The sequence below is a fragment of the Sphingobium indicum B90A genome (assembly GCF_000264945.2).
Classification (GTDB): Bacteria; Pseudomonadota; Alphaproteobacteria; order Sphingomonadales; family Sphingomonadaceae; genus Sphingobium; species Sphingobium indicum.
This window is the reverse complement of the sequence record NZ_CP013070.1, coordinates 984592-1006144: the sequence shown is the minus strand read 5'-3', so window position 1 is coordinate 1006144 and position 21553 is coordinate 984592. Positions and strand designations below refer to the sequence as shown.

15 protein-coding genes are annotated in these 21553 nt (G+C 65.1%); 6 read left to right on the top strand and 9 right to left on the bottom strand.

Annotated features, from left to right (window positions below):
- Positions 1-15: 15 nt before the first annotated feature.
- Positions 16-1803: an FAD-dependent oxidoreductase gene (locus SIDU_RS04895; RefSeq protein WP_007688891.1), complete on the top strand. Its 1788-nt coding sequence runs from the start codon at positions 16-18 to the stop codon at positions 1801-1803.
- Between the two features lie 353 nt (positions 1804-2156).
- Here SIDU_RS04895 and SIDU_RS04890 read toward each other — a convergent pair whose 3' ends face one another.
- From SIDU_RS04890 to SIDU_RS04870, 5 genes are all read right to left on the bottom strand, one after another.
- Positions 2157-3596: a porin gene (locus SIDU_RS04890; protein WP_025771932.1), complete on the bottom strand. Its 1440-nt coding sequence runs from the start codon at positions 3594-3596 to the stop codon at positions 2157-2159.
- Between the two features lie 43 nt (positions 3597-3639).
- On the bottom strand, positions 3640-4101 hold the full coding sequence (locus SIDU_RS04885) for an HlyD family efflux transporter periplasmic adaptor subunit (RefSeq protein WP_233431871.1): 462 nt from the start codon (positions 4099-4101) through the stop codon (positions 3640-3642).
- Positions 4102-4237: 136 nt separating this feature from the next.
- Positions 4238-5461: a dipeptidase gene (locus SIDU_RS04880; protein WP_007688883.1), complete on the bottom strand. Its 1224-nt coding sequence runs from the start codon at positions 5459-5461 to the stop codon at positions 4238-4240.
- Positions 5461-7863, bottom strand: coding sequence for a TonB-dependent receptor (locus SIDU_RS04875; RefSeq protein WP_007688881.1), 2403 nt, complete (start codon positions 7861-7863; stop codon positions 5461-5463). The genes SIDU_RS04880 and SIDU_RS04875 overlap by 1 nt, the downstream gene beginning before the upstream one ends.
- A 237-nt stretch (positions 7864-8100) precedes the next feature.
- Positions 8101-9357: an alginate export family protein gene (locus SIDU_RS04870; RefSeq protein WP_007688879.1), complete on the bottom strand. Its 1257-nt coding sequence runs from the start codon at positions 9355-9357 to the stop codon at positions 8101-8103.
- A 142-nt stretch (positions 9358-9499) separates the two neighbouring features.
- Between SIDU_RS04870 and SIDU_RS04865 the strand changes: the two genes are divergently transcribed.
- Entirely contained in the window at positions 9500-10450 is a 951-nt protein-coding gene (locus SIDU_RS04865) for a chromate resistance protein ChrB domain-containing protein (RefSeq protein WP_233431870.1), read from the top strand.
- Positions 10447-11838 (top strand): chromate efflux transporter, encoded by a 1392-nt coding sequence (chrA, locus tag SIDU_RS04860; protein ID WP_007688875.1) that lies wholly within the window; start codon positions 10447-10449, stop codon positions 11836-11838. The genes SIDU_RS04865 and chrA overlap by 4 nt, the downstream gene beginning before the upstream one ends.
- Before the next feature lie 119 nt (positions 11839-11957).
- On the opposite strand, the gene groL is transcribed toward chrA, so the two are convergent.
- A complete protein-coding gene (groL, locus tag SIDU_RS04855; protein ID WP_007688873.1) occupies positions 11958-13604 on the bottom strand; it encodes a chaperonin GroEL in 1647 nt (548 codons plus the stop codon).
- A 96-nt stretch (positions 13605-13700) separates the two neighbouring features.
- Entirely contained in the window at positions 13701-13988 is a 288-nt protein-coding gene (groES, locus tag SIDU_RS04850) for a co-chaperone GroES (RefSeq protein WP_007688871.1), read from the bottom strand.
- Positions 13989-14416: 428 nt separating this feature from the next.
- Here groES and yghU point away from each other — a divergent pair, with 428 nt between their 5' ends.
- Positions 14417-15286: a glutathione-dependent disulfide-bond oxidoreductase gene (gene yghU, locus SIDU_RS04845; RefSeq protein WP_007688869.1), complete on the top strand. Its 870-nt coding sequence runs from the start codon at positions 14417-14419 to the stop codon at positions 15284-15286.
- Positions 15287-15472: 186 nt separating this feature from the next.
- On the opposite strand, the gene SIDU_RS04840 is transcribed toward yghU, so the two are convergent.
- A complete protein-coding gene (locus SIDU_RS04840; protein WP_007688866.1) occupies positions 15473-16744 on the bottom strand; it encodes a hypothetical protein in 1272 nt (423 codons plus the stop codon).
- Between the two features lie 107 nt (positions 16745-16851).
- Positions 16852-18132, bottom strand: coding sequence for a hypothetical protein (locus tag SIDU_RS04835; RefSeq protein WP_007688864.1), 1281 nt, complete (start codon positions 18130-18132; stop codon positions 16852-16854).
- A 242-nt stretch (positions 18133-18374) separates the two neighbouring features.
- Between SIDU_RS04835 and gyrA the strand changes: the two genes are divergently transcribed.
- Positions 18375-21107, top strand: a complete 2733-nt coding sequence (gene gyrA / locus SIDU_RS04830; RefSeq protein ID WP_007688862.1) for a DNA gyrase subunit A — start codon at positions 18375-18377, stop codon at positions 21105-21107.
- Positions 21104-21451 (top strand): DUF952 domain-containing protein, encoded by a 348-nt coding sequence (locus SIDU_RS04825; protein ID WP_007688860.1) that lies wholly within the window; start codon positions 21104-21106, stop codon positions 21449-21451. Before gyrA ends, SIDU_RS04825 begins: the two co-directional genes overlap by 4 nt.
- Positions 21452-21553: the final 102 nt, after the last annotated feature.

Genomic DNA, 21553 nt, shown 5'->3' with positions numbered 1-21553 from the left:
GCACGGAGGGAATGCATGTCCACTGAATCCGGCTTCGATACCGACATCCTGATCATCGGCACCGGCCCCGCCGGCGCCGCCTCTGCCGCCGCGCTCGCCACCTATGGCGTCCGATGCCAGGCGATCGGCAAGTTCGGCTGGACCGCGCGCACGCCGCGCGCGCACATCACCAACCAGCGGACCATGGAAATCCTGCGCGACCTGGGGCTGGAGCAGGAGGCGGTCGGCATGGCGGTGCCCAACACCCAGATGGGCGAGAACACCTATTGCACCAGCCTCACCGGCACCGAACTCGGCCGGCTGCTGACATGGGGCATGCATCCCGCCCGCCGCGCCGATTATGATCTCGCCAGCCCCACCTCCATGTGCGACCTGCCGCAGAACATGATGGAACCGCTGCTGATCGCGGCAGCCGCCAAGCGCGGCGCGAAAATCCGGTTCGACACCGAATATCTGAGCAGCACGCAGGACGCGGAAGGCGTCACGACGACGGTGAAGGACCATCTGACCGGCGCCGTCTACACCATCCGCTCGCGTTATCTGATCGGCGCCGACGGGGCGAACTCGCGGGTCGTCGCGGACTATGGGTTGCCGCTCGAAGGGCGGATGGGCGTTTCGGGATCGATGAACATCGTCTTCGACTGCGACCTTTCCAGATATGTCGCGCATCGGCCGAGCGTGCTCTACTGGATCATCCAGCCGGGATCGAGCGTCGGCGGCCTTGGCATCGGCGTCATCCGCATGGTCCGGACCTGGAACAGATGGCTCGCCATCTGGGGCTACGACATCGAACAAGGCCCACCGCAGATCACCGAGGAGTTTGCGCGCGGCATTCTCCACAAGCTGATCGGCGACGACCGGATTCCGATCAAGATAGAGGCGACGTCGACCTGGACCGTCAACGATGCCTACGCCACCACCATCGCCAAGGGCCGGGTATTCTGCATGGGCGATGCGATCCACCGCCATCCGCCCACGAACGGCCTGGGTTCGAACGCGTCGATCGGCGATGCCTATAATCTCGCCTGGAAGCTCGCGCATGTCGTCAAGGGCAAGGCGGCGCCGTCGCTGCTGGAATCCTACGACCTCGAACGCGCTCCGGTCGCCGAACAGGTCGTCAAGCGGGCCAACAAGAGCCTCGGATGCTTTCCGCCGATCCTTCAGGCGCTGGGACTGCTCGATACGCAGGATCCGGAAGAGATGCGCCTCAACATGGCGGCGCTCCAGGACGATACGCAGGAAGCGGCGGCCCGCCGCGAAGCGCTGCGCGCCGCCATCCAGGCCTCCGACTATGTCTATAATTGCCATGGCGTCGAAATGAACCAGCGCTATGCATCGGGCGCGGTCGTCGATGACGGATCGCCCGAACCCGCCTGGTTGCGCGACCCCGAACTCTATCATCAGGCAAGCAGCCGCCCGGGCGCGCATTTGCCGCACGTCTGGCTCAGCGAAAACGGCCGCCGCGTGGCGGCGATGGACTTGTGCGGGAATGGCCGGTTCACTCTGTTGACCGGCATCAGCGGCGCGGCGTGGGAACAGGCCGCCGCCGAGGCCGCCGCCGCCTTCGGGATCGAGATCGCGGTTCACCGGATCGGCCCCGGCCAGCGATATGACGATCCTTATGGCGATTTCGCGGCCGCAAGCGAAGTGGCCGACGACGGCGCGCTGCTCGTTCGCCCGGACATTTACGTCGGCTGGCGCGCCCGTCGCGCGAGCGCCACGGCCGCTGCCGACCTGATCGCGGCGCTCGGCGCGATATTGGGCTTCGCGCCTGCGGCCGCCCTGCGCGAAGCCGCCGCATGAGGCGAGCGCGGGCGATGCGAGGCGCATGCATATCCGCCGCGATCACGTAACCTGGCGCACCCAGCGCGCCTGGGCGAATTCGGAAAGGCCCGGAAATGGCCATCCCAAGACATTCCCCTCCCGTAAACGGGAGGGGTTAGGGGTGGGCGCGACCCCGGACTTGATCCGGGGGAGCTTCTGACTTGGCCGTTGCAAAACAACGCGGATGTTGCGCCAGCCCACCCCCTAACCCCCTCCCGCTTGCGGGAGGGGGAACGTCCGCTCTCCACCAAAATCACTCAGTCAGGCAAGTCCTGAGTTTGAGACGCCGCAATGGCGAACATAGCGACCGGACAGGCTGCGCTTATCGCGCCTCAATAATTCCACTGCACCTGCGTGCGGATAAGATTGCCTTCGGCGCGGCCGGTGCGGCGCTCGTCGGCTTCGGCGCGTTTCATCCGGGCGAAGGCAAGGGTGAATTCCAGCGCCTTCCATGGCTGCCATTCGATGCCCAGTTCCAGTTCGTCGGTTTCCAGGCGCGGCGCGTTGGTCCCTGCTTTCCACCCGCCGCGATAATATTGCCAGCGGCCATAGGGCATCAGCGCGCCGATCGAACCCATGGGCACGCGATACATCATCTGCACATAGCCGCCATGCAGCTTCTTCGTCAGGATGGACTGGCTGGCGCGGTCATATTCCGGCCCCCTGCCCCAGTTCCACTCCGCCTGGATGCCGAAGGGCTGAGGGTAGAGCATGGCATGGATGCCGACGCGATCGTCGTCATAGGCCACCGGACTGACCGAGCCGCTGCGCAGTTCGGGCTGCACGTCGTTCATCATCGCGGAGCCGCCGATTTCGAACACCTGCCCCGCCAACGCGTCGCCCAGACCGTCCAGTTCGAACGGCCAGATGGCGAAGGCGACCTTCATCAGGCCGCGATTCTGTTCCGTCCTGTTGGTGCCCTGCCCGTTGAAGGCGCCGATGCCGAACGCACCGTAATTGCCGAACAGCTTTTGCCCGTCATGCGCCAGCCGGTCCCATATCTTCTGCACCGAAGGCGGCGTGTAATAGCCCACGATGCCAAGGTCGCGTTCGCCGGGCACCGCGCTGTTTATCGCGTCGCTGCGATCAAGCGTCAGGCGGTTGGAGGAGGATTGCATGTTCTCCCAGCCGAAGGGCACCTTGGACTGGCCGAAGCGCAGGCGAAAATCCTTCCCCTTGTCGAGGAAGACGTCCGCATAGGCGTCCCGCAACTGGGCGAATCCCTCCCGCCGCTCGCTTCCCGCCTGATTGTTCACCGCCGTGGCGAAATCGGACTGAAGATAGAGCGAGACGCGGTCGGAAACGTCGCCCTGAAGCACCAGCCGGGCACGGCGCAGCGAAAAGCCGCCTCGGTCCGAGATCGAGCTGTCATGCACCGAACGCAGGCGGGAAACGCCCGCAGGCGCGCTATCGTCACCGGACAGGAAGGCATTGTAGCGCATCTGGGTATAGCCCCGAAGCGACAGCCGTTCGTACCACGCCTTCGACCGGGGCGCCGGATCCGATGCCGGCGTGGCGGCCGGCGGCTGGTCGGGCGCGGCGGCCAGGGAGGCGGCTGGCGCGGCGGCGGGCGCAGGAGCGGCCGCGACAGGCTCGGCAGCGGCCGGCGCAGACTTGCTGGCGGCGAGCGCCGATGTCAGCGCCTGTACCTGCGCCTTCAACTCATCGATCTGGCGCTGAAGTTCCGCATTGCTCTGGGCGCTCGCCGCCTGCGGCGTCAGCGCCAGCACGCCCGCGATCAATAACCCGGTTTCGAACGTCCTTGCCCCCATCGAGCGACTCCCCTGATATGCTGGTTGCGGCCGCTATGGCATTTCAGAGACAATAAGATGACAATAATATTTCAGTTTGATGACGGACCGCTGATGGCGGGAATGGGCATGCCCCCTCGCCTTTTCGCAATGCCCTTCCACCTATCTCTCGCGCATCGCTTCCTTGGCCTTGTTGATCGGCTTCATCAGGTAATCGAACACGGACTTGCGGCCGGTGCGGATTTCGACCATCGCGACCATGCCCGGCATGATGGCGTGGTCCCTGCCGTCCCTGGTCCGCGGGCTGGAATGCCGGGTGCGGGACATAGACGCGGTAGAAGACCTGGTCGCGGTTCACCTCATCCTGCAAGGTGTCGGGCGAGATTCGGTCGACCGTGCCGTAGATGGACGGATCATAGGCGGTGATCTTGACCGTCGCGGGCAGCCGCGGACGAATGAAGGCAATGTCGCGCCGGCTGATGCGCGCTTCGATCAGCAGCTTGTCCTCCAGCGGCACGATCTCCATCAGCGAACCGCCGGGACGCGAAATGGTTATCATCTCGGCACAAGAGACAGGTGATCGCGATTGCGATCCACCCCGCTACCCCGCCCAATCGATGCGCGACAGGGGCGGTCATCAGGGCGCCCCTGTCGCGGGAATCCTATGATCCCTTCGCCGCCTCGGCCGCGGCGAGCACCCTCAGGACATTGCCCGACCAGATCTTCTGGACATCCGCCTCGCTATAGCCCGCCTTCAGCAGGGCGGCGGTGATCTTGGGCAGGTCGAGCACATCCTCCAGGCCGACGACACCGCCGCCCCCGTCCCAGTCCAGGCCGATGCCGACATGATCCGGCCCAGCCACCTTCAGCGCGTGGAGCATGTGCGCCATGAAATCGTCGAAGGTCGCCCGGTCCGTTTCGGGATAGAGCCGGTCGATCTCCTGCCGCTTCGCCAGCAGTTCGGCCCGCTTCTCCGGCGTCAGTTTCGCATCCTCGCGCAATTGGCCGAACAGCGCCTTCAGCGCCTCCTGCCGCGCCGGATTGGGCTTGGATGCGCGCAGATAGGCGCCGAAGGCGTTCATCTGGATCACCCCGCCCTTGGCCGCCAGCGCCTTCAGATGCGCGTCGTCGATATTGCGCGGATGGTCATAGACCGCCTTGCAGCCCGAATGGGTCAGCAGGACCGGCGTGGTGGACAGCGCCAGCAGGTCGTCCAGCACCTGATCGCTGCTGTGCGACGCGTCCGGCACGATGCCCAGCCGGTTCATCTCCTTCAGCAGATCCTTCCCCAACGGGGAAAGGCCGCCGAAGCGCGGTTTCTTCGACGGGTCGGTGGAGCTGTCGGCAAACTGATTATGCGCGAAATGCGCGAAACCGACGACCCGCACGCCCATGTCGTAGAAGGTCTTGAGCAGCGACACGTCCTCGCCCAGCGGATAGGCGTTCTCGATCGACATGAAGACGACCCGCTTGCCCGCCGCCGCGATGGGTGCGGCGTCCTTCGCCTCCAGCGCCAGCGTGAAATTCGCCGGGTCCGCCGCCACCATCTGGCGGATCGACACGCCGCGCAGGATCGCGAAGTCCCGCGCCTTGCGGAATCCCTCCTCCGTCAACGGCCCCTGCGGCGTGTAGATCGCCCAGAAACCGCCGTCCAGGCCGCCCTTCTTCATGCGCGGCAGGTCGACCTGGGTATAGTCGCTATGAACCCCATGCTCGTCCTCGATCGACCAGCCGGGCAGGTCGAGCGAGGCGGGCGTGTCGAGATGGCTGTCGAGCGTCAGCAGCCGCTGGTGGAGTTGATAAACTTTCTTCGGCACCTCCTGCGCCTGCACCCCGAACGGGAGCAGCGCCACCAGCGCCGCCCCCGCCATCATCCTTTTCAGCATCAAATCTCGCCCGAAATGGTGAACTGGAACGTGCGGGGAGAAAGCGGCCGGAAGAAACCGTCGCCCGATGGCTGGGCAGATATGTAGGAAAGCGTGTCCTTGTCGAAGATATTGTCGACGTTGAGCCGCGCCTTGATTCCCTTGACCGGCCCGAAGCTGAGGCCGTCCCCAATGTCGACATAGGCGCTGAAGACAGTGTAGCCCGGCACGCTCGACCCCGGCGTATTGACGAAGGTCGACCAGCGCTTGCTGGTATATTTGCCGGAGAAGTTGGCGACCAGCCAGCTTGCCGGTTCCACCGTCACGCCGCCGCTGACGATCCACTTGGCGCTGTCCGGCAGGAACTTGCCCGCGAGGGGGATGACGGTCGAGCCGATGATGTTGTCCTTGAACTTGGCATTGTTGTAGGTGACGTTCAGGTTACCGTAAGCGAGGCCGTCCAGGAAGGACGGCTTGTAGGTGCCGGCAAATTCCACGCCATAGGAACGCACCCGGCCGACATTCTGGAAGAAGGTTTCCGTAGACGCGCCGCCGCCGGGCACGAAGCTGGTGATCGACTGGATGCGGTTTTCGAACTTCGTGTAGAAGGCCGCCAACGACGCATAGAGCTGCCCCTGGTTGGTGCGGATGCCCAGTTCCATATTCTTCGACCGTTCGGGCGCAGGCTGCGGCACCAGCGCGGACGTGCCGGGGCGCGTCACCGAATAGATGTCGTCCATGCCCTTGGGCAGGGCCATATTCTCCGCATAGGAAGCGAAGACCTGCGTCCGTCCGTCAAATTTGTAGAGCAGGCCCGCCATGGGCAGGAACATATCCGTGTAATGCGCGGTGTTGGCCTGCGGACCCCACCCGGGAATGCCCCTGAGGACGCCGCCGATCGTCCGGGTGCGGTAATAATCGTCAAAGTCGCGATAGCCGCGCTGGACATAGTCCATCGTCAACCCTTTGAAACCGAGGTCGAGGATCAGCCGCTCGTCCATGAGTTTCAGCGTATCCTTCACGAACACCTGCAATATGTCGCGCTTGGACCGATAGTCGCGGCGCAGATAGACCAGTTCGTTCAGGTTGGGCGCGCTGTCGGGCGCGCCATCGACCGTGTTGTAGCGCGCCTGGGTGCGGTGATATTTGTCGGTTTCGGCCCAGACTCCCGCTTCCAGAGCGTTGCTGCCGATTTCCCAATGCAGCTTGCCGGTGATGCCGTAACGATCCCCGCCAACGCCGGACAAGCCATATTGCACGCCCTTGGGCGCTACGACCGGAAGGCCAGCCTCCGACTGATAAAGATAGCGCAGATAGCTGCCCGGGGTCGCGCCCCGCGTCGTGCTGCCATAGGCGTCGGGCGACACGCCGTAACCGTCCTTGTCCTCATAATAGAGGGTCGATTCCGCCCAGACCCCGTCATCGATGCCAGCGTGGAAGGTCGCTCCGTACAGCTTGTCCTTACGCACGTTGATGGCAAGATTGTAGACGGCGGTATAGGCGCTGTTCGAATAATAGATGCCCGGCGCGGTCGGCGCGAAACCCGTCGTCGTATTCGGCACATTTTCGATATAGGCATAGTCGCGGCCGCACTGGCCCAAGGCATTGCGCGTTACGCAATTATATTGCCCCCGCGTAATGGTCGGCGAATCATAGTCGAAGAAGTCGTTCGACACGAATTTGAAGCGCGCCCAGCTATCCCCGCCCAGATCGGCGTGAATCTGCCCTTCCCAATGCTCGCGATCGACCGATCCGGGGCCGCGCCACAGATCACTGTCCAGCTTGGTGCGACTGACATAGGCCTTGAACGGTCCCACCCGCCCGGTGCTCGCGCGAATGAAGGTGCGCTTCATGTCGAAATCGCCAAAGCTCTGCGACACGAACAGGCCCATCTCGTCCTGCGGCGCGATGCTGTTATATTGCACTACCGGGCCGAGCGTCGAATAGCTGGGCAGGCCCACATCACCCGCGCCGATGGCGGCTTCCACCACGCCGAGATTTTCGTTGTCGACATAGCGGAACACCGGGCTGCCGCCGAAGGCGTCGCTGCGGCCCGTGGGAATGCCGTCGACCACGAAGCCAATCTGGTCGAGGTTGAAGGCGCGTGTCTGGACGCTGTTGCCGAATTCATAGAGGCCGAGCGCGCCGTCGGTCTGCACGTTGAAGCCGGGCAGTTGCTCCAGCATCTTCAGGCCCGAAATGCCCGATGGAGCGGAAAGCAGGGCTTCGCGCGTGACCGCCACGACATTGCTCACCTTGTCCTCGCCGATGGCCTCCGCCGATTGGGAGATGCGGCGGCCGGTGACGGTTATCGTTCCTGCGTCTTCCGCATCCGGCTCCTGCGCCCAGGCGTGGGACGACAGCGTGGCAGCGCAGCACGACAGCAGCAATGCAGCGCGACGAACGGACAAGAACTTCTGCATAAATGGCTCCCTTTCGGCCCTTTTCGGGCAGTTATGGGCCGTTCAGGCATGCGTCGCGCGACAAGGCCCGCGACGCGGCATCCCTCCAAAGAACGGACAGGCCGGACGCTTTTCGCACCCGGCCCATTTCTCGGTTTTCTTGTGAAACGAAATGTTCCTGGAAATCCGCCACGAACAAACGAATAATTCTCATGCCGTAATTAATTCTCTCCGGATGGCGGCCATCTCCGCCGCCGCCTAGAAACTCGCGGTCAGGTTGAAGGAGGTATAGCGCGTCCATCTTCCCGCCGGCGCGTTGGGCGCATCCCGCAGGAACCGCCCCCTGGCGAGCAGAAGCCCGTCGAATTCAAACCGCAGGCGTGAGGGAAGGATCCAGTATCGCACCCGCCCCTCCACCTGATGGCCAGCGAAGCTGCCCGACCGTCCGATGGCGTCCCTCACCCCCGTGGAGGAAAAGGCGTCCGTCCGCGAAGCCAGCCACAGGGCGCGATAGGTCGCAAACCAGTCCCACCGCTTGTCTGGCGTCGCCTCCAGCCTGATGCCGGGCGTCACGATGTTGGTCCGCGCCAGCGCATTGTAGAGACCGGCCGGCGCCAGGTCCGCCCGGCGCATGCCGAACAGCGTGTCGAAGCGGCCCTGGCGCCCGCCCCGCCGATCGCCGCTCGCCCGGTCGAATTCCAGCGACAGACGCGGCTTCCAGGATCCGCCGAAGCTGTAGCCGGCATCGACGTGCAGGAAGCTGGCGGCAACCGATTGGCGCGGCGAGCCGGACGCAAGCGATGCGCTGACGCTGCCGGTCTGGTAAAATGCCTCCACCTCATAGTCGAACCGCCCCGTTTCCGGTTCGCTCATGATGCGTCCGCCAAAGGTATCGAGCGATCGGTCCCGCGTCGGTCGCCCCGGTTCGTCCCGCTCACCCAGGTGGAAATAGCTGAATTCCGCCATGGCCGGGCCGATCGCATCGGCCTTGCCGACGATGCCGCCCCACAGCACCAGATCGAAACCCTCATGATCGAAACGCACCCGCTTGTTGCGGACGCCGTCGGCATCGTCGGGACGACGCTGCTGCGGCAGGGTGTAGATGAAGACCGCCTTGACCCCGCCGGGCGCGGCCAGGTCGGCGCGCAGGCCAGTATAGCCATTGGTGGTATTGCGATAATCGTCGGCGGCGACGAGCCGGCGGGAGCCGAGGTTCAGCGTGAACCGCCCCGCCATCAGGCTGAGCTTGCTGCCCTTGCCCAGCGGCTCCTCTATGTCGCCCGCGACATAGGCCTGGACCAACTCCATCGCGTTGACCTCATTGGTGGAGATCGGCGTGCCGGGGTCAGCGCCATAGGCCCGGCTGTCGAACAGTTCCGCCCCTGCCCTGAACGCGCCGGACCGATATTCGGCCATAAGCTGCGTGCGGATGTTGAACAGGCCGTCATCGCGATCGAACCCTGCGCGCGCCTGGCCTTCTATCTCCTCAAGGCGCAGGCGAACGCTGCCGGTCAAGGCAAGACCGTCATCCTGCGCAAAAGCGTGCGGCGCACCCACTAGGACAGCCGCCGCACATGCAACAGAAAGAGAAGAAGGCCACAACATTGATATTCCTGTTTCTTCGAATCATCTTCATTGATACATATGCATCATGATCATGACTGACGCCACCCCTTGGCTCGCGCTGCTGCACCAACTTCCCGCCAAGCCCCCCTATTTGCGGGTCAAGATTTGGCGCCGCCTGCAATCCATCGGCGCGGTGCCGCTCAAAAATGCAGTCCATGTCCTGCCGCATTCGCAGGAGAGCGCCACCGCCTTCGGCAGCCTGATGGCGGAGATCGTCGACAATGGCGGCGAAGCGACGCTGATCGAGGCCCGCCTGCTCGCGGGGCAGTCCGACGCGGATGTGCGCGCCCTGTTCGATGCAGCCCGGCGCGAGGATTATGAGGAGATCGCCCGCGTCGCCCGACGCCTGCTGGAAACCGGCCCCGCGAGCGGAACGGACATCGCCCGGTTGCAAAAGCGGCTGGAGGATGTCGGCCGGCTCGATTTCTTCGGCGCCCCGGAGCGGAGGCGTGCCGAAGCCGCGCTTGCCGAACTGGACCGGCAGCGCCACCGGCATCCGGACGTCAGCCGCGCCGAATCTGCCGCTCACGCCGAACCGATCGATCTCGCCGACCGGACCTGGGTGACGCGCAGCGGCGTCCATGTCGACCGCATCGCCTGCGCCTGGCTGATCCGCCGCTTCATCGACCCGCAGGCCCGCTTCAAATTCGTCGACAGCCGCCATTATCAGCCGGGCGAAGGGGAATTGCGCTTCGACATGGCCGATGCCGAATTCACCCATGAAGGCGACCGATGCAGTTTCGAGACATTGCTGCTGCGCGCGGACCTTCTTGACGACCCTGCCCTGGTCGCAATCGGCGAGATCATCCATGACCTCGACATCGGCGACCGCAGGTTCGGGCGACCGGAAACTTCGGGTCTGGGCGCCATATTGTCCGGCGTCTGCGCCTCGACCGACGACGACTTACAGCGCATCGCCATGGCGAGCGACGCGCTCAACCAGTTCCATGCCTTTTTCAGCAACAGAAGGACGGATCGATGACCGCAGGCGCATCCTCCACCACCACCACAGCTTCTCTGTCCGACGATCATCACGGCATATCGCTGGGCGAAGCGACGCGTGTGTGGGCGCGGATCGCGGCACTCAGCTTCGGCGGACCGGCGGGACAGATTGCCGTGATGCACCGGCTGCTGGTCGAGGAAAAGCGTTGGATCGGGGAGGAGCGATTCCTCCACGCGCTTAACTATTGCATGCTGCTGCCCGGGCCGGAGGCGCAGCAGCTCGCCGTCTATATCGGCTGGTTGCTGCACAAGACCAAGGGCGGCCTGATCGCGGGCACATTGTTCGTGCTGCCCGGCTTCCTCGCTATTTTGGGCCTCAGCTACATCTATGTGCTGCTGGGCCATGTTCCGGTCATCGAAGGGCTGTTCTTCGGCCTCAAGGCGGCGGTGCTGGCCATCGTGATGCAGGCGGTGGTCCGGGTCGGGTCGCGGGCGTTGAAGAATGCCGCGATGCGCGGGATCGCGGTTGCCGCCTTCGTGGCTATTTTCTTTCTCGGCGCGCCCTTTCCATCGATCGTGCTGGCGGCGGGCCTCATCGGCTTCGTCGGCGGGCGCAGCGGCCTTGCGGCCTTCCAGGGCGGCGGCGGTCACGGCCCGGCGAATGGACAGATCGTGCACGACCGCGACACCGCGCTGGGGGAGCGATTGCCCGATCACGCGCGCCCGGCCCTCGGCTGGTCGCTGCGCATCTCAGCCCTGTTCCTGGCGCTGTGGCTGGGGCCGGTGCTGGCGCTGTTCCTGACGCTGGGGCCGGACAATGTGTTCACCCATATCGCCAGCTTCTTCAGCCAGATGGCGGTCGTCACCTTCGGCGGCGCCTATGCCGTGCTTGCCTATGTCGCGCAGGAGGCGGTCGGCACCTTCGGCTGGCTCCGGCCCGGCGAAATGCTCGACGGCCTGGGCATGGCGGAAACCACGCCGGGGCCGCTGATCATGGTGACGCAGTTCGTGGGATTTCTCGCCGCTTTTCGCGAATCCGGCGCGATGCATCCTCTGCTCGCCGCTACGGTCGGCGCAATCCTGACCACCTGGGTAACCTTTGTCCCCTGCTTCCTCTGGATCTTCGCCGGTGCGCCCTTCGTCGAGCGGCTGCGCGGCAACCCGGCGCTTTCGGCGGCGCTGACGGCGATCACCGCGGCGGTGGTCGGCGTAATCCTGAACCTTGCCATCTGGTTCGCCATCCACACCCTGTTCCGGCAGGTCCAGCGGGTCGGCGGGATCGACCTGCCCGTGCCGTCCAGCGTCGATCTTCCCGCCGTGCTGCTGTCGGCGGGCGCGATGATCGCGGTGTTCCGGTTCAGGATCGGCGTGTTGCCGGTCCTGGGCGCCTGCGCCGCGCTTGGGGCCGCCTATATACTGCTCGTCTGAACCACAGACTCGGGCAGAAAAAGGCCGGTGGAGAAGCTCTCCACCGGCCTTTTCCGATTTTTCCGAGCTTTGGACTTCCCTTGTCGCGGGCGAGCCGCAGGCCCGCCCGCGACGCGGTGTTAGAAGTCCATGCCGCCCATGCCGCCCATGCCGCCGCCGGGCATGCCCATCGGCGCCTTATCGTCGGAGGGCAGTTCGGCGATGGTCGCCTCGGTCGTGATCAGCAGGCCGGCCACCGAAGCGGCGTCCTGCAGCGCGGCGCGGACGACCTTGGTCGGGTCGATCACGCCAGCGGCGACGAGGTTCTCATAGGTGTCGGTCGCGGCGTTGAAGCCCTTCGTCTCGTCATTTTCGCGCAGCAGGTTGCCCGCAACGACGGCGCCGTCGACGCCCGCATTCTGGGCGATCTGGCGCAGCGGCGCTTCGATGGCCTTGCGGATGATGTCGATGCCGCGGGTCTGGTCGTCGTTCGCGCCCTTGAGGTCCTTGAGGGCCTTGGTCGCATAGAGCAGCGCCGTGCCGCCGCCGGGGACGATGCCTTCCTCGACGGCTGCGCGGGTCGCGTGCAGCGCGTCGTCGACGCGGTCCTTGCGCTCCTTGACTTCCACTTCGGTGGCGCCGCCGACCTTGATGACGGCCACGCCGCCAGCCAGCTTCGCCAGACGCTCTTGCAGCTTCTCGCGGTCGTAGTCGGACGTGGTGGTCTCGATCTGGGCACGGATCTGCTCGGTGCGGCCCTTAATCGCTTCGCCGTCGCCGGCGCCATCGACGATGGTGGTGTTGTCCTTGTCGATGGTGACGCGCTTGGCGGTGCCGAGCATGCCGAGGGTGACGTTCTCCAGCTTGATGCCGAGGTCTTCGGAGATGACTTCGCCCTTGGTCAGGACGGCGATGTCCTCCAGCATGGCCTTGCGGCGATCGCCGAAGCCCGGAGCCTTGACCGCAGCGACCTTCAGGCCGCCGCGCAGCTTGTTGACGACCAGGGTCGCCAGCGCTTCGCCTTCGATGTCCTCAGCGATGATGAGGAGCGGACGGCCCGACTGAACTACGGCTTCGAGGATCGGCAGGATCGACTGCAGGTTCGACAGCTTCTTTTCGTGGATCAGGATGTAGGGATCGGCCAGTTCGACCTGCATCTTTTCCGGGTTGGTGATGAAGTAGGGCGACAGATAGCCGCGGTCGAACTGCATGCCTTCCACGACGTCCAGTTCGAAGTCGAGCCCCTTGGCCTCTTCCACGGTGATGACGCCTTCCTTGCCGACCTTTTCCATCGCTTCGGCGATCTTCTGGCCGACTTCGACATCGCCATTGGCCGAGATGATGCCGACCTGAGCGACTTCGTTCGAACCGGCGACCGGCTTGGAACGGCCCTTGATGTCCTCGACAACCTTGGCGACGGCGAGGTCGATGCCGCGCTTCAGGTCCATCGGGTTCATGCCGGCGGCGACCGACTTCATGCCTTCGCGCACGATGGCCTGGGCCAGCACGGTCGCGGTGGTGGTGCCGTCACCGGCGATGTCGTTGGTCTTCGAAGCGACTTCGCGGACCATCTGCGCGCCCATATTCTCGAACTTGTCCTTCAGTTCGATTTCCTTGGCGACGCTGACGCCGTCCTTGGTGATTCGGGGGGCGCCGAAGCTCTTGTCGATGACGACGTTGCGGCCCTTGGGGCCCAGGGTCACCTTGACCGCGTCGGCCAGGATGTCGACGCCGCGCAGGATGCGCTCACGAGCGTCACGCGAAAACTTTACGTCCTTCGCTGCCATGATCTTTACCTCTCTTGAATTGCAAATCTTGCGAAGTTCACACCGTTATGGGGCACGAATTTCCGCCAAAATAGGAAATGATGATCTGGTTCGCAGTTACGCGATGACGCCCAGGATGTCGCTTTCCTTCATGATGAGCAGGTCTTCACCGTCGACCTTGACCTCGGTGCCCGACCATTTGCCGAACAGGATGCGGTCGCCGGCCTTGACATCCAGCGGGGTCACCTTGCCGTCTTCGGCCTTGGAGCCGGTGCCGACGGAGACGATTTCGCCTTCCTGCGGCTTTTCCTTGGCGGTGTCGGGGATGATGATGCCGCCGGCGGTCTTCTCTTCCGCCTCTACGCGGCGAACGAGAACGCGGTCATGCAACGGACGAAATGCCATGTTGAGTGCCTTTCCCTCTTTACGACGTTGAATGGGATGGGGATGGAATCGCGGCGCGACTCCGGCTCCTTCTCCCTGTTGAACTCGCATCTGTTAGCACTCCTCGTCGGGGAGTGCCAGCGCCGTTTCATATGGACGGGAAGGCGGGACGATCAAGAGCCTCCGTGCAAATTTTTTCATGCCCGTCCATCGAGGCGGCGCGAAGAAACATGACGCCGGTCCTATAGGCCTTCCCTGCCGGCGGAGACAGCCGGACAGCGACGAAATGCGTTCCACGTGCAAAAAACGCGACCAATGCAGCCGCTGCCGCCGCGCTGCCTTTTTTTGATCATGCGGGGTTTGCGCCGGACAGGGTCGATCCTTACCTAGCCGGAGCAGCGGGCGTAGCCCGCCCCACCCTCTTCCCGCTTCCCCAAGGAGACGCCCTCATGACCGACACAGCCTATATTCCGCCGCGGGTCTGGACCTGGGACAAGGAAAGCGGGGGCGCCTTCGCCAACATCAACCGGCCGGTCGCCGGGCCGACCCATGACAGGGAATTGCCGGTCGGCAAGCACCCACTCCAGCTCTATTCGCTCGCCACGCCCAATGGGCAGAAGGTGACGATCATGCTGGAGGAACTGCTGGCGGCGGGCAAGGACGCCGAATATGACGCCTGGCTGATCCGCATCAACGAGGGCGACCAGTTCGGCAGCGGCTTCGTGTCGGTCAATCCCAACAGCAAGATTCCGGCGCTGATGGACCATGGCGTCTCGCCGCCCCGGCGGGTGTTCGAATCCGGGTCCATCCTGGTCTATCTGGCCGAGAAATTCGGCGCCTTCCTGCCGACCGACCCGGCCAGGCGGACCGAGACGCTGAACTGGCTGTTCTGGCAGATGGGCAGCGCGCCGCTGCTGGGCGGGGGGTTCGGCCATTTCTACGCCTATGCGCCGGAAAAGTTCGAATATGCGATCAACCGCTATGCGATGGAGGCTAAGCGGCAGTTGGACGTGCTGGACCGGCAACTGGCTGAGCATGAATATGTCGCGGGCGACGAATATACGATCGCGGACATGGCGATCTGGCCCTGGTATGGCGGGGTGGCGCTGGGCCGGGCCTATGACGCGGCGGAATTCCTGGACGTGGGGAGCTATGCCAATGTGCTGCGCTGGGCCGAGCAGATCGACGCCCGGCCCGCGGTGCAGCGCGGGCGGATGGTCAACAAGGCGAACGGACCGCTGGAAGAGCAGCTTCGGGAGCGGCATGACGCCGGGGATTTCGCGACGCGGACGCAGGACAAGCTGGAGGGCGCCGGTTGAGCGGACACAACCCGCCGATGGCATGATCGGGCGCATGATCGGGCGATGGTGAAGTGCCGTTTCGGACGGGAAGGCGGACGGTCAGCTTCCTGAGCGTCTCGCCCTCCTGCGAGGGCAAAAGCGCAAGACGCTCAAAAAAAAAAAACGGCAATGACCCAAACCTGTCCAGCCGTGGAGCCTGCCCCCTCAACCCGCCGGCGGCAGGACGGCCGGCGTGGACGCCGTCTTGCGGCTCTGCTGGTCGACCCAGACCGACCAGAAGCCGGCGACATTCGCCCAATTGCCGGTCGTCACCTGGCCCAGCGCGGCCTTCGCGCCCGCCAGGTCGCCCGACCGCGCCAGCGCCACGCCAAGCCGGGCATTCGCCTTGCCGGCATCGACGCCGCCCTTGCTCAGGGCAAGGCGATATTGCTCCACCGCCTGGGGGAACTGGCCGAGCGAGAAATAGGTGTCGCCCACCGCCATGGCGGCTGACCCGTCCTTCGCCGCCGCCGCCTTCTTCGCCGCGGCGGGCAGGCCCGCTATCTCCTTCGCGGCCTTGGGCGTCGCGCTCTTGAGCAGTTGCGCCGTGGCCGCCTGCGTCGGCGTCAGCTTGCCGGCCGATCGGCCTGCCTCGATGATCGCCTTCGTCTCCGCGCTATAGCCTGTCTTTTCGGCCAGTTGCGCATAGGCCTGATAATCGCGCTCGCTCGCCATGGCGCCATTGGCGGCCTGAAGGCGATAGAGGTCGAGCTGCACCTGCGCGTCCATGCCGGGGGCCGCCAGGTAATTGGCGAGGGCCGACCGCCACTCGCCCGCCGAATCATAACGGGACAGCCGTTCCCGATACAGCGCGCCCAATTCGGTCCAGTCCCCCGCCTGATAGGCCATGGAGATCGCCCGGTCGTACCAGGCCGCCGGGATAGGCTGCCCGGCCTCGCGCTGCCGCGCCAGGGCCTGCTGCACGAAGCCGCGCGCGTCCTTGGGCCGGTTGCGGCGGATGGCGATGTCGGCGCGCAGCATGGTCGCGTCGATCGGATCGTAGCCGAGCGTCCGGGCATAATCGAGCTGCGCCGTCGCATCGTCGTAATTGCCGACGATGTAGGACAGATAGCCCGCAATGTAGCGCAGGCGGGGCATGTCGCCCTTCGGCACGGAAGACGTCTTGAACATGTCGTTCAGCGCCACCCGCTGCGCCTGCCGGTCGACCTTCAGCACGGCAAGCTGGAACCGCAGGCCCGCCGCCACATAGGCCTCGAAATCGCTGACCGGCATCAGGGCCGAAATCTGCGCCTGCGCGGTCGAGACATCGCCGGCCCTGATCGCGGCGTCCGCCGCCTGCGTCGCGGCGCGGAACCCGTCCGACATCTGGATCGCCGGGCCGACGGCCGGCTTCTTCGCGACGGCGGGCGCGGCGACCAGCAGGGCGGCGCCGGCCAGCAGCCCGCAGGTCAGAATCGAATGTCTCGTCATGGCCATGTCAGCCATCCCCCTTGTCGCCCGGCTTCGGCCAGGCCGTCATCATGGTGGAAGATGATGGAGGCGCGCCGCCCGCGCCGGGCGGCGCGCCCCACATCAGGCAAGGATCAGGCCTTGGTCGCCAGATAGGCCAGCCACAGATCGGCGATCTGCTTGCGCGAACCGGCCTGCACCGACTGGAACGCCGCCTTGGCCGACGCATTGTCGCCGCCCAGCGCCTTGGCGATGCCCATGCGGGTGTTGATTTCGTCCGCGTCGACGCCGCCCTTCTGCTTGGCGAGTTCGAACATCGCCGCCGCCTTGGCATAGTCGCCATAGCCCAGATAGGCGTCGGCGGTCGCCGCCGCGATCTTGCCGTTCGCCGCCTTCTTCGCGTCAGCCTCCGCAGTGCCCAGCGAACCCTTGTCGCCCGCGATCTTGGGCACCGCCGTCTGGTACAGGTCGCCGCCCTGGCTGGCGCTCAGCACGCCCTTGCTGCGGCCAGCGTCGATCGCCGACTTCACTTCGCCGTAGATGCCGGTCTTTGACGCCATTTCGGCATATTCCAGATAATCCTGCGCCACGACCAGACCGCCGGAGGTCGCCATGAGGCGCAGCACGTCCAGATTCTCGCGGTTGGAGATATTGGGATTGGCCTGCTGGAACAGGCGGATCAGCGTGCGCAGATTTTCCCCGCTGGGCGCGGCCTGATAGGCCATCTTGGCCCATTCGGTGACTTCGGGCAGCTTCGCCTGCGCGGCGCGGCTGACGCCGATCTGATACCATTGCGCCGGCACCTGGCCCCCGGCCGCCCTGGTGGCGTCCGCCGCGGCCTTGAGCGCGGCGAGACCCTGCTGGTTCAGGCCGCGCTGCGGTTCGACCGAACTGTTGGCGGTGCCGGCCTTGCCGAAATAGGCCTGGGCCAGCGTCACGTTCACCGCGTCGGGCTTGTAACCGGCGGCCGCCGCCGCCTGGGCGCGGGTGATGGCGAGATCGTAATTCTTCGCCTGCAACGCCTGGTCGGCGGCGACGGCGTTGAACTGGCCCGCCTGCTCCGGCGGGGTGAGGCCGCTGTCCAGCATCTGCGTCAGCGCCTCGCTCTGCATCGCGGCATCCTTGCTGGCGATGGAGGCGTTCAGCTTGATCGCGCCGATCTGATATTTGTCGTCGTTCGACTTCGCCTTGCTGTCCGCGTCGGCCAGCGCCGCCTTGGCCGCGGCGAAATCCTGCTTCTCCGCCGCCTGCTGGGCGGCCTGCAACGCCTTGATCACGTCGGGCGAGACGTTCAGCTTCGGGGCGCCGCCCTTCTTCTCGTCCTTCTTGGCCGCGAATGCCGGGGCCGAGACGGCGCCGCCGGCCAGCGCAAGGGTCAGCGCGAGCGCCACGGGGGTAACAAAACGCATGTTCATCTTCTCCTCTGCGCCCGCGGGACAGGCGGCCTTTGTTTGACGCCGATTAGGGGTCGGCGCGTGAATAACGTTTGAACGACCTATATGCACCAGTTGACCGCCTGTCAGCCCCCCGGAAACGATCCGGCGCGTCCGGCACGCATCTCATGCCTTTGCGCGTGCGCGCGCGAGGGGTGACAGATTTGTTTCGCTCCGCTAGTGCATGACGCACAACAAGCACTCACCGAAAAAAGAGAATCGATTTGACCGACGAGACTGCCCTCGCCGACCCTTCGGACATCAGCCCCATCTCCATCGTGGAGGAGATGAAGGCAAGCTATCTCGACTATGCCATGTCGGTCATTGTCGCCCGCGCCCTGCCGGACGTGCGCGACGGGCTGAAGCCGGTCCACCGCCGCATTCTCTTTTCCGCCCATGAATCGGGCTTCACCCACAACAAGCCCTATCGCAAGTCGGCGCGCATCGTCGGCGACGTGATCGGTAAATATCACCCGCATGGCGACAGCGCGATCTACGACGCATTGGCGCGCATGACGCAGGACTGGTCGATGCGCGTGCCGCTGATCGACGGCCAGGGCAATTTCGGTTCCATGGACCCCGATCCGCCAGCGGCGATGCGCTACACCGAGGCGCGCCTTGCCAAGGTGACGAACGCGCTGCTGGACGATCTGGACAAGGACACCGTCGATTTCCAGCCGAACTACGACGCTTCGGAAAGCGAGCCGCAGGTTCTGCCCGCCCGCTTCCCCAACCTGCTGGTCAACGGCGCGGGCGGCATCGCGGTCGGCATGGCGACCAATATCCCGCCGCATAACCTGGGCGAAGTGATCCGCGCCTGCCTCGCTTATATCGACAACACCGGCATCACCATCGACGAGCTGATCCAGATCGTCCCCGGCCCTGATTTTCCGACCGCGCCCTTGATCCTGGGCCAGTCCGGCGCCCGCAGCGCCTATCATACCGGGCGCGGCTCCATCATGATGCGCGCCCGGCATGAGATTGAGGAAGGTCGCGGAGACCGCCGCTCCATCGTCCTCACCGCCATCCCCTACCAGGTCGGCAAGAACGGCCTGGTCGAAAAGATCGCCGAAGCCGCCAAGGACAAGCGGATCGAGGGCATCAGCGACATTCGCGACGAATCGAGCCGCGAGGGCGTGCGCATCGTCATGGACCTGAAGCGCGACGCCACGCCGGAAGTCGTGCTGAACCAGCTATGGCGCAACACGCCCGCCCAGTCGAGCTTCCCGGCCAACATGCTCGCCATTCGCGGGGGCCGCCCGGAACTGCTCAACATCCGCGACATTATCGAAGCGTTCGTCCGCTTCCGCGAAGAGGTCATCACCCGCCGCACCAAATATGAACTCAACAAGGCCCGCGACCGGGCGCATATCTTGCTGGGCCTCGTCATCGCGGTCACCAACCTCGACGAGGTGGTGCGCATCATCCGGGGTTCGGCCAGCCCGGCCGAGGCCCGCGAAACCCTGCTCGCCCGCGACTGGCCGGTGGCGGAGATCGCGCCCTATCTGAAGCTGGTCGAGGCCATAGAGACGGAAGTCGGCGGCGACAGCTACCGCCTGTCCGACACGCAGGTCCGCGCCATCCTGGACCTGCGCCTGCACCGCCTGACCGCGCTCGGCCGGGACGAGATCGGCAACGAGCTGGCGGAACTCGCCGCCGCGATCGCCGAATATCTCGCCATATTGGGCGACCGGGTGAAGCTCTATGCCGTGATGCGCGAGGAGTTCGAGGCGATCGAACGCGACTTCGCCACCCCGCGCCTGTCGGAAATCACCGCCGCCGCCGACGGCATAGACGATGAAGACCTGATCGAGCGGGAGGAGATGGTCGTCACCGTCACCGTGCAGGGCTATATCAAGCGCACCCCGCTGGAGAGCTTCCGCGCCCAGGCTCGCGGCGGCAAGGGCCGTTCGGGCATGACGACCAAGGATGAGGACGCGATCACCGAATTGTTCGTGACCTCCACCCACACGCCGGTCCTCTTCTTCTCGACGGCGGGCAAGGTCTATCGCCTGAAGGTCTGGCGCCTGCCCGAAGGCGGCCCGGCCACGCGCGGCCGGCCGATGGTGAACCTGCTGCCCTTGAGCCCCGGAGAGACGATCCAGACCGTCCTGCCGCTGCCGGAGGACGAGGATAGCTGGAAGGACCTGCACGTCATGTTCGCGACCGCGAACGGCACGGTCCGGCGCAACAGCATGGACGCCTTCGCCAACATCCCGTCGAACGGCAAGATCGCGATGCGCTTCGACGATGAAAGCGACGACCGCCTGATCGGCGTGGCGCTGCTGACCGAAGAGGACGACGTGCTGCTCGCCACCCGCCAGGGCAAGGCGATCCGCTTCCAGGCGACGGACGTGCGCGAATTCCAGAGCCGCACCTCGACCGGCGTGCGCGGCATGACGCTCAAAAAGGACGATGAGGTCATCTCGCTCTCCATCCTTCACCGCTCGGGCGCCAATCAGGAGGAGCGCGACGATTATCTGCGCTTCGCCCCGTGGAAGGCGGAGAAGGAAGGATCGCCGCAGATGAGCGCGGAACGCTTCGTCGAACTGGCCGCGAAGGAACAGTTCATCCTCACCGTCTGCGCCAATGGCTATGGCAAGCTGTCCTCCGCCTATGACTATCGCCGCACCGGGCGCGGCGGGCAGGGCATCACCAATATCGACAATATCGGCCGCAACGGCCCCGTCGTCGCCAGCTTCCCGGCGCGGCATGGCGATCATCTGATGCTGGTCACCGACCAGGCGAAGCTGATCCGCATGGGCCTTGAGTCCCTCCGCGTCATCGGCCGCAGTTCGGCCGGCGTGCGCCTGTTCAACGTGTCCGACGACGAGCATGTCGTCAGCGCGGCGAAGATCGAGGAAAGCGACGAGGAGACGGAGGTGAGCACCCCCGCAGGCCTGGAAGTCAGCCCGGAGGCCAGCCCCGAAGCCGATCCGGACCTGACCGAGGAGTGACCGACCTCTTCGCCTACAAGATCCTGACGAAGGATCAGTATGACCAGTTGAAGGCGGATGGCGCGTTCAAGGGCGCGCCGGTCGATCTGGCCGACGGCTACATCCACATGTCCACCCGCGAACAGGCCGCCGAGACGGCCGCCAGGCATTTTGCGGGGCAGGACCATCTGGTGATGCTGATGGTCGACCTGGCCCCTTTCGGCGACGCGCTGAAATGGGAAGAATCGCGTGGCGGCGCCCTCTTCCCGCACCTCTATGGCGAACTGCCGCTCAGCGCCGTGGCGGGCAAGGTGATCCTGCGCCTGGACGAGCAGGGCAGGCATCTCTTTCCGGCGGGTTTCTGACCCCCTGGGGCAATGCAGGCAGGCTCGCGGAAGCCTGCTCCGCCTCTCGCGCTATTTCCGGTTCACAGCAGCGTCATCCGCTGGCGGGGGCCTGTCCCGGTC

Excerpts from the sequence above, each read along its gene's own strand:
- SIDU_RS04890 (WP_025771932.1), bottom strand. The coding sequence starts at position 3,596 with ATGGGGGCAAGGACGTTCGAAACCGGGTTATTGATCGCGGGCGTGCTG.
- groL (WP_007688873.1), bottom strand. The coding sequence starts at position 13,604 with ATGGCAGCGAAGGACGTAAAGTTTTCGCGTGACGCTCGTGAGCGCATC.
- SIDU_RS04885 (WP_233431871.1), bottom strand. The coding sequence starts at position 4,101 with ATGGAGATCGTGCCGCTGGAGGACAAGCTGCTGATCGAAGCGCGCATC.
- SIDU_RS04880 (WP_007688883.1), bottom strand. The coding sequence starts at position 5,461 with ATGCTGAAAAGGATGATGGCGGGGGCGGCGCTGGTGGCGCTGCTCCCG.
- groES (WP_007688871.1), bottom strand. The coding sequence starts at position 13,988 with ATGGCATTTCGTCCGTTGCATGACCGCGTTCTCGTTCGCCGCGTAGAG.
- SIDU_RS04865 (WP_233431870.1), top strand. The coding sequence starts at position 9,500 with ATGACTGACGCCACCCCTTGGCTCGCGCTGCTGCACCAACTTCCCGCC.
- SIDU_RS04875 (WP_007688881.1), bottom strand. The coding sequence starts at position 7,863 with ATGCAGAAGTTCTTGTCCGTTCGTCGCGCTGCATTGCTGCTGTCGTGC.
- SIDU_RS04835 (WP_007688864.1), bottom strand. The coding sequence starts at position 18,132 with ATGAACATGCGTTTTGTTACCCCCGTGGCGCTCGCGCTGACCCTTGCG.
- SIDU_RS04895 (WP_007688891.1), top strand. The coding sequence starts at position 16 with ATGTCCACTGAATCCGGCTTCGATACCGACATCCTGATCATCGGCACC.
- chrA (WP_007688875.1), top strand. The coding sequence starts at position 10,447 with ATGACCGCAGGCGCATCCTCCACCACCACCACAGCTTCTCTGTCCGAC.
- SIDU_RS04840 (WP_007688866.1), bottom strand. The coding sequence starts at position 16,744 with ATGGCCATGACGAGACATTCGATTCTGACCTGCGGGCTGCTGGCCGGC.
- yghU (WP_007688869.1), top strand. The coding sequence starts at position 14,417 with ATGACCGACACAGCCTATATTCCGCCGCGGGTCTGGACCTGGGACAAG.